Annotated in this window: 14 protein-coding genes; 9 read left to right on the top strand and 5 right to left on the bottom strand. The window is 71.9% G+C overall.

Going from position 1 to position 13,936, the window contains the following annotated elements:
- Positions 1–79 precede the first annotated feature (79 nt).
- Both Ae331Ps2_RS00275 and Ae331Ps2_RS00270 read left to right on the top strand, forming a co-directional pair.
- Positions 80–1,489: an NAD(P)/FAD-dependent oxidoreductase gene (locus Ae331Ps2_RS00275; RefSeq protein WP_075311469.1), complete on the top strand. Its 1,410-nt coding sequence runs from the start codon at positions 80–82 to the stop codon at positions 1,487–1,489.
- Complete coding sequence (locus Ae331Ps2_RS00270) at positions 1,486–3,204, top strand: long-chain fatty acid--CoA ligase (protein ID WP_075311471.1); 1,719 nt, start codon at positions 1,486–1,488, stop codon at positions 3,202–3,204. Before Ae331Ps2_RS00275 ends, Ae331Ps2_RS00270 begins: the two co-directional genes overlap by 4 nt.
- A gap of 2 nt (positions 3,205–3,206) precedes the next feature.
- Here Ae331Ps2_RS00270 and Ae331Ps2_RS00265 read toward each other — a convergent pair whose 3' ends face one another.
- Both Ae331Ps2_RS00265 and Ae331Ps2_RS00260 read right to left on the bottom strand, forming a co-directional pair.
- Positions 3,207–4,217 carry an alanine racemase gene (locus Ae331Ps2_RS00265; protein WP_075311473.1) on the bottom strand — a complete coding sequence of 337 codons (1,011 nt, stop codon included), beginning with the start codon at positions 4,215–4,217 and terminating at the stop codon, positions 3,207–3,209.
- Positions 4,199–5,509: a D-arabinono-1,4-lactone oxidase gene (locus Ae331Ps2_RS00260; protein ID WP_020627459.1), complete on the bottom strand. Its 1,311-nt coding sequence runs from the start codon at positions 5,507–5,509 to the stop codon at positions 4,199–4,201. The genes Ae331Ps2_RS00265 and Ae331Ps2_RS00260 overlap by 19 nt, the downstream gene beginning before the upstream one ends.
- A 119-nt stretch (positions 5,510–5,628) precedes the next feature.
- Here Ae331Ps2_RS00260 and Ae331Ps2_RS00255 point away from each other — a divergent pair, with 119 nt between their 5' ends.
- The 3 genes from Ae331Ps2_RS00255 (at position 5,629) to Ae331Ps2_RS00245 (ending at position 7,790) form a co-directional block, all read left to right on the top strand.
- Entirely contained in the window at positions 5,629–6,168 is a 540-nt protein-coding gene (locus tag Ae331Ps2_RS00255; RefSeq protein ID WP_139318978.1) for a metal-dependent hydrolase, read from the top strand.
- A gap of 76 nt (positions 6,169–6,244) precedes the next feature.
- The gene (locus tag Ae331Ps2_RS00250; protein WP_020627460.1) at positions 6,245–7,000 is read left to right on the top strand and encodes an SDR family oxidoreductase; all 756 of its coding nucleotides are present in this window, start codon (positions 6,245–6,247) and stop codon (positions 6,998–7,000) included.
- Positions 7,001–7,088: 88 nt separating this feature from the next.
- Positions 7,089–7,790, top strand: coding sequence for a TetR/AcrR family transcriptional regulator (locus tag Ae331Ps2_RS00245; RefSeq protein WP_075311477.1), 702 nt, complete (start codon positions 7,089–7,091; stop codon positions 7,788–7,790).
- Between the two features lie 218 nt (positions 7,791–8,008).
- Here Ae331Ps2_RS00245 and Ae331Ps2_RS00240 read toward each other — a convergent pair whose 3' ends face one another.
- Positions 8,009–8,764 carry an IclR family transcriptional regulator gene (locus Ae331Ps2_RS00240; RefSeq protein WP_075311479.1) on the bottom strand — a complete coding sequence of 252 codons (756 nt, stop codon included), beginning with the start codon at positions 8,762–8,764 and terminating at the stop codon, positions 8,009–8,011.
- 169 nt (positions 8,765–8,933) lie between these two features.
- Between Ae331Ps2_RS00240 and Ae331Ps2_RS00235 the strand changes: the two genes are divergently transcribed.
- Positions 8,934–9,491: a tripartite tricarboxylate transporter TctB family protein gene (locus Ae331Ps2_RS00235; protein ID WP_158071470.1), complete on the top strand. Its 558-nt coding sequence runs from the start codon at positions 8,934–8,936 to the stop codon at positions 9,489–9,491.
- An 18-nt stretch (positions 9,492–9,509) separates the two neighbouring features.
- Here the strand turns inward: Ae331Ps2_RS00235 and Ae331Ps2_RS31735 are convergent, their stop codons facing one another.
- Positions 9,510–9,677, bottom strand: a complete 168-nt coding sequence (locus Ae331Ps2_RS31735; protein WP_170917006.1) for a hypothetical protein — start codon at positions 9,675–9,677, stop codon at positions 9,510–9,512.
- Positions 9,674–10,873, bottom strand: coding sequence for an IS701 family transposase (locus tag Ae331Ps2_RS00230; protein WP_075310206.1), 1,200 nt, complete (start codon positions 10,871–10,873; stop codon positions 9,674–9,676). The genes Ae331Ps2_RS31735 and Ae331Ps2_RS00230 overlap by 4 nt, the downstream gene beginning before the upstream one ends.
- Before the next feature lie 78 nt (positions 10,874–10,951).
- Here Ae331Ps2_RS00230 and Ae331Ps2_RS00225 point away from each other — a divergent pair, with 78 nt between their 5' ends.
- The 3 genes from Ae331Ps2_RS00225 to Ae331Ps2_RS00215 are packed head-to-tail and all read left to right on the top strand — an operon-like array spanning position 10,952 to position 13,932.
- Positions 10,952–12,457, top strand: a complete 1,506-nt coding sequence (locus tag Ae331Ps2_RS00225; protein ID WP_020625892.1) for a tripartite tricarboxylate transporter permease — start codon at positions 10,952–10,954, stop codon at positions 12,455–12,457.
- A 56-nt stretch (positions 12,458–12,513) separates the two neighbouring features.
- A complete protein-coding gene (locus tag Ae331Ps2_RS00220) occupies positions 12,514–13,503 on the top strand; it encodes a tripartite tricarboxylate transporter substrate binding protein (protein WP_043280325.1) in 990 nt (329 codons plus the stop codon).
- Positions 13,504–13,506: 3 nt separating this feature from the next.
- Positions 13,507–13,932, top strand: coding sequence for a universal stress protein (locus Ae331Ps2_RS00215; protein WP_075311483.1), 426 nt, complete (start codon positions 13,507–13,509; stop codon positions 13,930–13,932).
- The last annotated feature ends 4 nt before the right edge of the window (positions 13,933–13,936 follow it).

Genomic DNA, 13,936 nt, shown 5'->3' with positions numbered 1-13,936 from the left:
TAACCACAGTGTTTTAGAAGTGCGTTCACTGAATGAACGCTCTTGTAAAACACTCACCGAACTGCCATCGTCGCTGCTCATGGAGACCCACACCGACGTGCTCGTCGTCGGGGCCCGCTGTGCGGGTTCCGCCGCCGCCATCGCCCTGGCCCGCCGCGGCCGTGCGGTCGTCGCCCTCGACGGCGCGACCTTCCCCTCGGACACGCTGTCCACCCACCTGTTCTTCCCGCACCACTGGGCGGAGCTGGAACGGCTCGGGGCCAGGGACCGGGTGCTGGCGCTGGACCCGCCGCTGCATCCGCGGGCCGCGCTCGGCACGCCGGAGGTCGAGATCACCGGTCGCTACGGTGCCTACGAGGGCATCGCCACCGGGTCCTGCGTGCGCCGCCCCGGGCTCGACCTCGCGCTGGTGGAGACCGCTCGCGCGGCCGGGGCCGAGGTCCGCGAGGCAACCCGGGTGACCGACCTGCTCCACGACGACGACGGACGCGTCGTCGGGGTCCGCTGGAAGGACCGCGAGGACCGCACCGGGGAGATCCGGGCGAAGCTGGTGGTCGGCGCCGACGGGCGTCGCTCCACCGTCGCCCGCCTGGTCGGCACCCGCGAGCACCACCGCTGGGAGAACCAGCGGATGATGGCCTTCGCCTACTACGACGACCCCCGCGAGGAGCTGCGCGGCGTCGCCGCCCAGTGGCGCGAGGGGCGCGAGCTCGCCACCGTCTTCCCGTGCGACGGCGGGAAGTCCGTCGTGCTGCTCATGCCGCCGGTGGAACGCGCGGAGGAGTTCCGGCGCGACGCGACCGGCGCGTTCTCCTCGACCGTGGCCGCGATCGCGCCGTTGGCCGAGCGGCTGCGCGGCTGCACGATGGCGTCGAAGGTCCGCACCTCGCGCAGCCACCCGTCGTACTTCCGGCACTCGCAGGGGCCGGGTTGGGCGCTCGCCGGCGACGCCGGTCACTTCAAGGACCCGGTCACCGCCCAGGGCATCCGCGACGCGCTGCGCTTCGGCCGCCTGCTCGGCGAGGCCGTCGCTCCGTACCTGGACGACCCGGCCGACCTCGACGCCGCGCTCGCGCGCTGGGAGTCCGACCGCGACGAGCAGTGCCTGCCGATGTACCAGTGGGCCAACGGCCTGGGGCGTGACGACGACGTCTCACCGCTGGAGCGCGCGTCCTACCGCTGGTTCGCCGCGAGCGAGGACCGCGCCACCGAGCTGTGGGACGTGTTCTCCCGCCGGCGGCCACCGACCCAGGTCTTCCGCCCGACCCGGCTCCTGGGCTGGGTCCGCGACTGCGTGCGCGACCCGGCGGTGGACCGCGCCGAGCTGTGGCGGGTGCTGCGGCGCGACGTCGGCCGGGAGATCGCCAGGGTCCGTGAGGCACGCGGGTTCGTGCAGAATCGCGAGGAGTCCGCACGGCGCGGCCTCACCCCGGCGACCGCGTCCCCGGAACGGGCGCCGGCCCTGATCGCCCCGGAGGCCGGAGCATGACCGCAACGTTGCTGGACGCCCTGCACGACACCGTCGCCGCACGCCCCGACGAGGTCGCGCTGCGCACCCGGGACCGGGCGGTCCGGTGGACCTGGTCGGAGTACGACGCGCTGGCCCGCCGCGCCGCGTCCGGCCTGGCCGGGCTCGGTGTCGGCCACGGCTCGGTCGTCGCGCTGATGCTGGAGAACCGGCCCGAGTTCCACGTCGCCGACCTGGGCGCCGTGCTGCTCGGGGCGGCCACGGTGTCGATCTACAACACCTCCTCGCCCGAGCAGATCGCGTACGTGCTGCGCGACTCCGGCGCCACGGTCCTGCTCGTGCAGGAGAGCTTCGCCGCCGTCGCGGCGGCACCGGCTGCGGCGGCCGGCTGCCGGGTCGTCGTCCTCGACGGGCCCGGCCCGGAGGGCGCCACCGGGTGGGACGCGCTGCTGACGGCCGAGCCGCTCGCCACGCCGGCCGCGGTGACCCCGGACGACCTGCTGACGATCATCTACACCTCGGGGACGACCGGCCCGCCCAAGGGCGTCGAGCTGACCCATCGCAACCTGATGAGCGCGAACCGCACCGTCGGCACGGTGTTCGGGCTGCGGCCCGGGGACCGCGTGGTGTGCTGGCTGCCGCTGGCCCACATCGCCGAGCGGGACGCGTCGTACTACATGGCCATCCTGTTCGGCCTCGACGTCACGACGTGCGCGAACCCGCGGGAGATCGGCGCGGCGCTGCGCGAGGTGCGCCCGCACTCGTTCTTCGCGGTGCCCCGGATCTGGGAGAAGCTCAAGGCGGGGGTGGAGGCCGCGGTCGCGGCCAGGGAGCCGCGGGAGCGCGCGCTCGTGGAGGCGGCGATCGCCGACGGGACCGAGGCCGCCCGGCTCACCCAGGCCGGGGAGCCGGTGCCCGCCGAGCTCGCGGCCCGGGTGGAGGCCGCCGCGCCGGCCCTGGCGTCGCTGCGGGCCGCACTGGGCCTGGACGAGGCGCGGTCGGCCAACATCGGTGCCGCCCCGAGCGCGCCGGAGCTGACGCTGTTCTTCCACGCGATCGGCGTCCCGCTCGGCGAGATCTACGGCATGTCGGAGAACTGCGCCGCGTGCACCTGCAACCCGTCCGACGCGATCCGGGTCGGCACCGCGGGCCCCGCGCTGCCCGGGACCGAGCTGCGCCTGGACTCCGACGGCGAGGTCCTGATGCGGTCCGAGGCCGTGATGCGGGGCTACCGCGGCAAGCCGGAGGAGACCGCGGCGGTGTTCACCGAGGACGGCTTCCTGCGCACCGGCGACATCGGCGTCATCGAGGACGGCTACCTGCGGATCGTCGACCGGAAGAAGGAGCTGATCATCAACGCGGCGGGGAAGAACATCTCCCCGTCGGCGGTGGAGTCGGCGATCAAGTCCCGGTCCCCGCTGATCGGCCAGCTGTGCGTGATCGGCGACGCCCGGCCCTACAACGTCGCGCTGGTCGCGCTGGACCCGGACGTCGCGGCCGGCCGGGCCCACGACGACCCGACGGTGCGCGAGGAGGTCGCCCGCGCGGTGAAGGAGGGCAACGCGCGCCTGGCCCGGGTCGAGACCGTCCGCCGGTACGCGATCGTGCCCGACCCGTGGATCCCCGGCGGCGACGAGCTCACCCCGACCATGAAGCTCAAGCGCCGCCCGATCACCGAGAAGTTCGCCGACACGGTCGAGTCGCTGTACGACGGCGGCGGCATCGACGCCGGCTGACCTCACCAGCCGCGCAGGTCGACCGCCCAGGTGTCGACGACCCGGTCGCCCTCCACGACGTGCATCCGCTCGTGGAGGGCGACGGTGGGGTCGACGTGGGCGGGCACGATCCGCACCCGGTCGCCGGTGGCCGGTGGGGCGTCGGCGGCGAACACGAGGTGCTCGTCGGCGCAGAACCACACGTTTCCCTCAGGGACGGTGGGGTTGCCGTGGTCCATGCCGAACGCCTTGAGTCCGGCGTCGGCGACCGCCCAGCCGGGCATGTCGCCGTCCGGCGCGGTCGTCGAGACCACCGTGGACAGCACGGTGAGCGCCTGGCGGAACGGCAGCCCGGCGGCGGTGTAGGCGGTGTCCATCAGCGCGTAGGACCCGGCCTGGATCTCGGTGCACGCGGTGTTCACCGCGTGAGTCCCGGTGCCGCCGCCGGAGACGATCTCGCCGCCGACGTCGGCGTGCGCCGCGCGGAGCCGGTCGGTGCACTCGGTGGTGAGCCGGTCCCGTTCGGCCTCGTCGGGGAGCATCTGCAGGTGGCCCTCGTAGCCCATCACCCCGCGCACGGTCAGCCCGGCGGCGCGGGCGGCGTCGGCGAGCGCCCCGGCGCGGGCCGGCGCGATCCCGCAGCGCGGCAGTCCGATGTTGACGTCGATCAGCACCTCGCGCACACCGCCGTCGACGGCCGCGCGCAGCGTCTGCTCGGAGTCGATCGCGAGTGTCACCCGGGCCCCGGACCGCACGACGGCACCGAGGCGGCGCGCGTCGAGCACCTCGTTGGCCAGCAGCAGGTCCGTGCCCAGACCGGCCGCGGCCATGCCCTCCACCTCACGCACCGTGGCACAGGTGAACCCGGTGTGGCCGTGCGCGGCCTGTCGTCGGGCCAGCTCGGTCGTCTTGTGCGCCTTCACGTGCGGACGCAGCCGCGGGCCGGGCAGCAGCGCCGCCATGTCCGCGAGGTTGGCCTCCAGCGCGGCCGCGTCGACCAGCAGCGCGGGCGTGGTCAGGTCGTCGACGTGCACGGAACCCCCAGGACCCGGTCGAGGTAGGGGTTGCGGAACCGGCCCTCCGGGTCGAGCCGGTCCCGCGCGGTGACGAACGCGTCGAACCGCGGGTAGCGGGGCCGCAGCTGCTCCGCGGTGCGGGTGTGCAGCTTGCCCCAGTGCGGACGTCCGTCCAGTGCGGACAGCACCGACTCGACGGCGCCGAAGTACGCCTCGTGCGGGCGTCGCGCGTGGACGTGCACCGCGAGGTAGGCGGTGTCGCGTCCGTACGCGGTGGACAGTGCGATGTCGTCGCCGCCGAGCACCCGGACCTCGACGGGGAACGCGACGTCCACGGCGTGCCGGGCGGCGGCGGCCCGCAGCCCGGCGAACGCCTCACCGAGCGCGGTCCGCGGCACGGCGTACTCCATCTCCAGGAACCGCACGCGGCGCGGGCTGCAGAACACGGCGTAGGACGGGGCCACGTACTCCCCGGCGGCCATCTGCCCGGCCATGACCCGGTTGAGCCGCGGCACCAGCGGCGGTGCCGCCGCGGCGACCCGCTGGACCAGCCCGAACGCGCCGTTGCCGAGCAGCTCGTCGCCGACGAGGGCGGCGGCCCGGCTGCGGCGGGGGCCGGTCGCGCCGGTCCGGTCGTCGGTCTTCAGCACCGCGGTGGTGGTGTGCGGGAACCAATAGAACTCGACGTGGTCGTGTGCCGCGGCGAGCGCGTCGAGGCCGTCGAGGACCTCGGCGAGCGGGCGGGCGCTCTCGCGGGCGTGCAGGTGGAACGCGGGGACGGTCTCCAGGGTCACCTCCACGATCACCCCGAGCGCCCCGAGCCCCACCCTGGCCAGGTCGAACAGGTCGGGCTCGCGGGTCGTGTCGAGTGTGTGCACCGTGCCGGTGCCGTCGACGAGGAGCAGCCCGCGCACCGCGTCGGCGATGCCGCGGTACCCGGCGCCGGTTCCGTGGGTGCCGGTGGAGATCGCGCCGGCGACGGTCTGGGCATCGATGTCGCCGAGGTTCGGCAGCGCCCGTCCGCGCGCCCACAGCCACCGGTTGAGCGTGTGCAGGGTGACCCCGGCCGGGACGGTCACGAGCGCGCCGTCGCAGCGCAGCCCGGCCGGGTCGGCGGGCACCGCCAGCGCGACGCCGTCGGGCACGCCGATCCCGGTGAAGGAGTGGCCGCTGCCGAGCGGACGCACCCGCAGTCCCTGTTCGGCGGCCCGGCGGACGGCGTCGACGACGTCGCCGGTGTCGCGCGCCCGGACCGTCCTGATCGGACGGGTGCGCTGGTTGCCCGCCCAGTTGCGCCACCACTGCGTCACGGTGCGAGCCTGCGCGGCCCACCGGGTGTGGTCAAGACCGTCCCACGCGTGTCGGGGACCGGCCGGGACGGTGGCGCGTGGTTACGTTCCGTGTTCTTCTGGGGAAGGTGGGGGTCACGATGATGGGGCGTACGCACGCGTTGTCGGGTGCGGTGCTGGGGCTCGCGGTGTGCTCGGCGGTGCCGCCGCCACCGGTGCTGGTGCCGGTGGTCGTGGTGGTGTGCGCGCTGGCCGCGTTCGCGCCGGACCTGGACCATCCGTCGAGCGTCGCGGCGCGGGCGCTGCCGCCGGTGACCTGGCTGCTGTGCCGGGTGATCCGGTGGCTGTCCCGGGTGGCGACCGGGGTGTCGCACCGCGGGCTGTCGCACTCGCCGGTCTTCGCGGCCGCGGTCGGGCTGCTGGCGTGGTGGGGGACCGGGTACCTGCTGCCCGGTCAGACGGCGGTCTGGACCGGCGTCGCGGCCGGTGCGGGCTGCTGGATCGGTGCGATCGGCGACGAGCTGACCTCGAACGGGAACCGGTTCGCGTTCTGGCCGTTGGCGGGGATCCGCTGGCCGCGGATGCTGCGGTTCCGGACCGGCGGGACCGGGGAACACGTCGTCGTTGGACTGCTGGCGGTCACGGGGGTCGCGCTGATGACCGGCACCTGGGCGTTCTGAGCGGTCCCGGTCGACATCGCTCTGTATAGCTGATACACAGGTATATACAAGCGATACATTCGATCTGGGAGAGCGCATGACCACACAGTCGTTGCAGGGCCGGAACGTGCTCGTCGCCGCGGGCGGCAAGAACCTCGGGGGCCTGATCAGCCGTCAGGCCGCCGAGGCGGGGGCGAACGTCGCGATCCACTACAACTCCGAGTCCTCGCGCGCCGAGGCCGAGGAGACCCTGAAGGCGGTCGAGGCCGCGGGCCGCGAGGGTGTGCTGCTGCAGGGGGACCTGACCGTCCCGGCGGAGGTCGAGAAGCTCTTCGCGGACGCGACGGGCTCGCTGGGCTCGATCGACGTCGCCGTCAACGCCGTCGGCAAGGTGCTCCGCAAGCCGATCGTGGAGACCACCGAGGCCGAGTACGACTCGATGTTCGACATCAACTCCAAGGCCGCGTACTTCTTCATCAAGGAGGCGGGCCGCAGCGTCTCCGACAACGGCTCGATCATCACGATCGTCACGGCGCTGCTGGCCGCCTTCACCGACGGCTACTCCACCTACGCCGGTGGGAAGTCCCCGGTCGAGCACTTCACCCGCGCCGCGTCCAAGGAGTTCGCCGACCGCGGCATCTCGGTGAACAGCATCGCGCCCGGTCCGATGGACACCCCGTTCTTCTACCCGCAGGAGACCCCGGAGCGGGTCGAGTTCCACAAGTCGCAGGCGATGGGCGGGCGGCTCACCAGGATCGAGGACATCGCCCCGATCGTGCGGTTCCTCGCCACCGAGGGGCACTGGATCACCGGCCAGACGATCTTCGCCAACGGCGGCTACACCACGCGGTGAGGACGTCGTCGTGAGCGCCGGGGCGCGACGGCGGCCGGGGCGCCGCCGTCGCCGTCCCGGCGCCGCGCGGCCGCCCTACAGTGGGCCGGTGGAAGATCGACCGGCGGAGACCGGGACCCGGGACCGGCTCCTGCGGGCGGCCGCCGACCTCATCGTGGCCTCGCCCGGGGAGAGCGTGCCGCTGCGGGCGATCTGCGACGCCGCCGGTGTGCGCCTCCCGACGCTGTACCACTTCTTCGGCAGCAAGGAAGGCCTGCTCGACGCCGTCGTCGAGCACGGGTTCGAGCAGTACCTGTCCGCGAAGCGGGCCCAGGAGTCCAGCGGGGACCCGATCCAGGACATCCGCGACGGATGGGACGCCCACGTCGCGTTCGGCATCGCGAACCCCGGCTTCTACGCCCTCATGTACGGCCAGGTCACGCCCGGACGACGGCCCGCGGCCCAGGACGGACCGTCCGCGGCCCTGCTCGGCCTGACCCGCGAGGCCGACCGCCGGGGACGGCTGACCGTGACCCCGGAACGCGCCGCGGCGCACATCCTGGCCGCCAACGTCGGCGTCACCCTGCGCCAGATCATCACCGCGCGCCCGGACCCCGGGCTGTCGGCCGACGTGCGGGAGGCCACCCTCGCCGCGATCACCGGCGGACAGGGCGAGCGAGCGCCCGGGGAACCGGGCGTCGGCGCGGCAGCGGCGGCCCTGCTCACGCTGCCGGACGACAACGACGTCCTGGGGGTGCCGGAGACGCTGCTGCTCAAGAAGTGGCTGGCCGAGCTCGCGCGTCGGGGGTGAGCGTTCCGCGGAACGCGGCGCGCGGGTGTCGAGATGGCGTCGGGAGGTCCTGGTGCCGGCAGTCCGCCTCGACGCCCGTCACCCGGCGCTGGTTCGTCGCGCTCGCGGCATGACGCGGCTGCCTTCGGGCCGGGCGAGGGGGAGCCACCGGCCGCTCTCTGTCGTTCTCGAAGGAGAGCCTCCAGGTCGACCCTGAAGTGGACCTCGAACCGGCAGGCCTAAGGGACGCGGATTGCGGCTGCCGCCCGTTGTACCTCGATCGACAGGTTCTCGACGTCGCTCTGGCTGACGTCTTCCACGGCCGCCCCGATGGTCACCGCGCCCACGGTCTCCCGGTCTTTCAGACGGCGGACGGGGGCGGAGATCGACATGGACCCGATCTGTCGCTCGTTGCGTGCGACTTGGAAGCCCTGCTGACGGATGACCTCGAGGTCCGCGCGCAGCGCCTCGGGCTGGACGGGGTTGCCTGTGGCGTCGGACGACAGGTCGGCGGATGCGACGAAGGCGGCGAACTCCTCCGCGGACATGGAGGCGGCGAGCGTCTTACCCGCGCCGAGGTGTAGGGGGAGTCGCGCTCCGATCGGCAGCTGGTAGTGGATCGGGCGGGTGCCGTCGACGCGGGCGACGACGGCGCGGTGCCAACCGGTGCGCACGAAGAGCGAGGCCGTCAGGCCGGTGCGTTCGGCCAGCTCCTGCAGAACCGGTCGGGCGGCCGCCACCAGCGGACTGGTGGTCAAGTAGGCGTTGGCTCCGAAGATCAGGTTCACCCCGGCTCGGTAGCCGAACTCGTCCCGCTCGACGCGGTTGCGGGACTCCAGGACGCTCAGGATCCGCTGGGCCGTGGCGATGTGCAGGTCGGTGAGGGAAGCGACCTCCGCGAGGCGGAGTGGTCGCCCCGCGCTCTCCAGGACTTCCAGCACGTCGATCGACCGCTCCAGGGAGCGCATGGTCGACGGTGCCTTCTCTCCGGTCATCGTGTCCTCCCTCGTCGGTCGCTCCGCTGCGTTGTCGGCCGACGTTCTGCGACGGCGTTGACAAGCAGGCAGGGGCCGCCTAGCGTTCGACGCCATCACAAGCTGATAGTAGCTCTCATAGTATGAGAGCATCGACGAGGAGTCAAGGGTGACACCAGAACGATCAGGCGTGGTTGATCCCGCGCCTCCGGCGCCAGGGGCCGGGCCGGGCCCGAGGTGGGGGCGACTGCTGTTCCCGGGGGCTCTGATCGCCCTGTCGGTCGTCGTCGTGGTCGCCTCGCTGGGTCTCGGGCTGTGGGCGCCGTTGGGCCCCGGCCCGGGGTTCTTCCCGCTGCTCCTCGGGGGTCTGCTGGGGGTGCTGTCGGTGCTGTGGGCTCTCGAGGAGGTGCGGGCCGGGCGCACCCGGCCCGTGGCCACCTCGATGCCGGACGACGAGGTCGACGGACTCGATCCCGAACTCGACGAGCAGCCCCTGCGGATGCGTCAGGTGGCGACGATCGTCGGGAGCCTCGTCGTCCTGGCGATCCTGATGCCGCTGATCGGCTACCAGCTGAGCATGCTGCTGTTCCTCGTCTTCCACCTGCGCTTCGTCGGGCACCGTCGCTGGCTGCTGACCGCCGCCATCGCGGCGATCGGCAGCTTCGGGGTCTTCAGCCTCTTCACCCGCGTGCTGTCGGTGAACCTTCCGGCCGCGTCGCTGGACTTCCTCCGTGTGCTGGGCTTCTAGTACTGCAACGGCAGTTGATCAGCTCGGGGGTCGTTCGCCGCGTCGGCGGTAGTGGCAGTCGCGGGCCTGTTGTTGGCGTTCACGGCGCCAGGTCGACCAGTGCATGACGTGGTCGATGCAGGTGAGCGGGGTGAAGGCGAGCGCGGCGAGGAGACGGCGGATCTCGTTGCCCGACAGCTGAATCAATGCGCGCCGGCTGGCTGAGGATCCCCCTTTTCGGCCTCGCGTGCGTGTTCGGCGGCGCGGGTGACGGCGAGGTAGGCCGCGGTGAGCATGGCCAGGGTGATGTGGGCGTGCCAGGCTCGGTAGGAGCGGACTTGGTAGTGGTCGAGGCCGGCCTCGTTCTTCGCGGGCTGGAAGCATTCCTCAATCGCCCACCGCGCCCCGGCGACTCGAACGAGGTCGCGCAGCGGCGTGTTCGCCGGGGCGGCGCAGCGGTAGAACGCCAGCTCACGGATGGTCTTGCCCTCTGCGGGCTCGGTCTGGCGGCGCACCAGCAGCCAGTGCCCCCAACCCGCCGGGAGGCCGTCGATGGCCAGCGCAACCGCGGTCCAGTCATAGACCCGCATCCCGTGCGCGCCCGGCCCGATCGCGCGGCGCTCCCACCCGTCGTGCCCGGTGTCGAGATCACGCGCCCCGGCGATCGTGGCCAGGGCCTTGGCCGGGCGACGATTCCCGTCCGGGCTGGTGAGCATGTCGTCATTGCGGGTGGCCAACACGAACGGGATCTCCCGCTCGGTGAGCCAGTCGCGAAAGCCCGGGTTCTGCCCGTAGACCTCGTCCGCGGTCACCCACGACCCGGACGTGAGTGCCCCAGCGGCGTACGTGCGGGCCAGCATCGCCGTCCCCAGCTGCGGTTTCGTGGCGAACTCGACGTCATCGGGGACATCCGCGCGCTCGCAGCGTTCGCGGTCCTCGGTCCACGAGGTCGGCAGGTAGAGCTCCCGGTCGATCAACGCCCGCCCCCGCTTCGAGGCGTAGGCCAGGAACACACCGAGCTGACAGTTGTCGATCTTCCCGCTGGTGCCGGTGTACTGGCGCTGCACCCCGGCCGAACGCAGGCCCTTCTTGATGAACCCGGTCTCGTCCACGATGAACACCCCCGACGCGGTGTCGGTGAGATGTTGCAGGACGTAGCCGCGCAGGTCGTCGCGGACCCCGTCGACGTCCCAGTCCGCGGTGCGCAGCAGCCGCTGCATCCCGTCCGGCGACATCGCCCCGGCGTGTTCGGCGAGGGTCCAGCCGTTCTTCCGCTCGAGCCCCGCGAGCAGGCCTCGCAGGTAGGTTCCGACCCGCCGGCGCGGCTCGACCCTGCGGAAACGGCCAGAGATCAGCTCCACCACCGCGTCCAACGAGGCCACCCACCCGGCAAGATCAACCACGCGGTGATCATCACCGCCGAACGGCCGTCAGCCTCTCACCACACGCCGAACTGCCGTTGCAGTACTAGGGACTGAGGGATGACCACACTCGAGTTCCTGGGGCAGGGCTTGGCCGCCGCTGCCACCCCGGCCAACCTGCTGTACGCGCTGATCGGGTGCCTCATCGGCACCGCGCTGGGCATCCTGCCGGGCATCGGCGCGACCGCCGGCATCGCCATCCTGCTGCCGTTGACCTTCGGGATGGAGCCGGCTTCGGCGATCATCATGCTCGCCGCGATCTTCTACGGCACCGCGTACGGCGGCACCATCACGAGCGTCCTGCTGAACATTCCCGGCGAGGGTGAATCGGCCATCACCTGCATCGACGGGTATCAGATGACGAAGCAGGGACGAGCAGGCATCGCGCTGAGCATCGCGGGGATCGGATCGTTCATCGGTGGCACCGTCGCCACCATCTGCCTGGTCGTCGCGGCGCAGCCACTCGCGCAGCTCGGGCTGGCGATCGGGCCGCCGGAGTTCTTCTGTCTCATTCTCGTCGGCATCGCGCTGCTGGCGGGCCTGGTCGGACGGTCGTTGGTCAAGGGGCTGATCTCGGCGACTCTCGGCCTGCTGATCGCCATGATCGGCATCGACCCCGTCGCAGGCGCGCCGCGGTTCACGATGGGCAGCGAGCACCTGCTCGACGGGATCAGCATCGTCCCGGTGCTGGTGGGGATCTTCGGCCTCGGTGAGCTGCTCTACGTCGCCGGGGGCAACTCGGCGCGGCCGACCGCGCCTCGTCTGCGGAACCTGGTGCCCACGCGTACCGACGTGCGCCGCGCCGCGCCCGCCATCGGGCGAGGCACCGTGATCGGCGCGGTCGTCGGGCTGGTGCCCGGCGTGACGTCGGCGATCTCGTCGCTGTTGGCCTACAGCACCGAGCGGAAGGTCTCCAAGCACCGCGGCGAGCTGGGTACCGGCGCGATCGAGGGCGTCGCCGCACCGGAGACCGCCAACAACTCGCACTCGAACGCGGCCCTGGTCCCGCTGTTCACCCTCGGCATCCCGGCCTCACCGGCCATCGCCGTCCTGGCCGGCGCGTTCCTCCAGAACGGCATCACCCCTGGGCCGCGGCTGTTCGTCGACGATCCCGTCCTGGTGTGGACCGTCATCGCCAGCCTGTTCATCGGCAACGCCCTGCTGCTGTTGTTGAACGTCCCTCTCGTCGGGCTGTGGACGCGGCTGCTCGCCATCCCGTACTCGGTACTCAGCGCCTTGATCTTCTCGTTCATCGTGATCGGCTCGTACGCGGTGAACAACAGCATCATCGACGTCTTCGTCATGATCTTCTTCGGTCTCGTCGGCCTGGCCTTCCGCCATCTCCACGTGCCGCTGGCTCCGCTGGTGTTGACGCTGGTGCTCGGGCCGCTGCTGGAGAGCGCGCTGCGGGAGTCGCTGCAGCTCTCCGGGGGCAGCCTGTCGATCTTCCTGACGCGCCCGCTCGCCCTGACCTTCCTGATCGTCGCCGTCGTCATCCTGGTCGGCTCCGTCGTCGGGGCCAACCTCAAGCGCAAGGCACACCTGCCGGTCGACTCCGCCGCATGACCCACACCAGGCCCACCGATCCATCGCCACCCGACTCATCTCGAGCGAGGAACACCATGAAGAAGATCTTTGCCACGACAGCAACGGTGCTCGTGGCAGCACTGGCCGCCGGGTGCGCGACCCCGCAGACCGGGAGCTCCGACGCCACCACCTACCCGAGCAAGCCGGTCAACCTGATCGTCAGCTTCAGCGCGGGGGGTTCCACCGACGTCGGCGCCCGGCTCATCGCCGACGGGATCGAGGACAAGCTGGGGCGCCCGGTGGTCGTGGAGAACAAGCCCGGTGCCAGTGGCCAGGTCGGCAACTCCGCCCTGGTGTCCTCCTCGCCGGACGGCTACACGATGAGCACGGTCAGTCTCGCCGGGACGATCCTGTCCTACCTGGACCCGGCGCGGGGTGCGTCCTACGACCACGACAGCTTCGACCCGGTCGCCATGTACGTGCAGGACCCCCAGGTCTTCGTCGTCGCCCCCGACAGCCCGTACCAGTCCCTGCAGGACCTCGTCGCCGCGGGCAAGGCCGAGCCGGGCAAGATCCGGATGGCCACCTCGGGTGTCGCCACCCAGGACCACGTCGCCATGGTGCTCTTCGAGCAGCTGAGCGGAGCGCAGTTCAGCCCGGTGCACTTCAGCGACGGCGCCGCCCCCGCGGCGACCGCCTTCCTGGGCGGCAACGTCGAGGTCCTCGTGACCAACGTCGGTGACGTCCAGGAGGTCGTGGCCAACAACCAGGGCAAGGTCCTCGGGGTAGCGGCAGCCTCGCGCAACGAGTTCCTTCCAGAGGTCCCGACCTTCGCCGAGCAGGGCTTCGACTTCGAGCTCGCGTCGAGCCGCGGGTTCGTCGTGCCCGCAGGCACTCCCGACGAGGTCGTCGAGAAGCTCTCGAGCACCATCGCCGACGTCATGGACGACCCGGCGACGCTGGCCCGGCTCAAGGACCTGAACCTCACCCCCTCGTTCCTCGACCACACGGCCTCCCAGCAGCTGTGGGACCAGACCGAGAGCTCGTTCGCGTCGGTCCTCGACCAGGTCAAGGCGGATGTCTGAGCCATGTCCGACACCACCGAGCCACTCACCGAGTCGCAGCCGATCGTCGTGGGGTTCGTCCCCACCGCGCAGGGCCACGCGGCCGTCGACGCCGCCGTCGTCCACGCGCAGCGCTGGGAGACCGGCGTCGTCGTCGTGAACTCCGCGCACGGCGCTTACATGGACTCCCAGCTGGCCACCCGGTCCGACCTCGAGCAGGTACGCCGGCAGGTGGAGGCCGCCGGGGTGAGCGTGGAGATCCACCAGCTCGCGGAGAGCCAGGACCCGGTGAGCGCAGTCATCGACCTCGTCGAGCAGGTCGACGCCCGAATGCTGGTGATCGGCCTGCGGCGCCGATCCCCGGTCGGGAAGTTCCTCATGGGGAGCACTGCCCAGTCCCTGCTCCAGCACAGTCCAGTGCCCGTTCTGGCCGTGAAGTCGACCAGTTGAGCCC

This window comes from Pseudonocardia sp. Ae331_Ps2 (assembly GCF_001932405.1).
Taxonomy (GTDB): domain Bacteria; phylum Actinomycetota; class Actinomycetes; order Mycobacteriales; family Pseudonocardiaceae; genus Pseudonocardia.
Note: the sequence above shows the minus strand (reverse complement) of the source record. Positions and strands in the feature narration are given on the sequence as shown.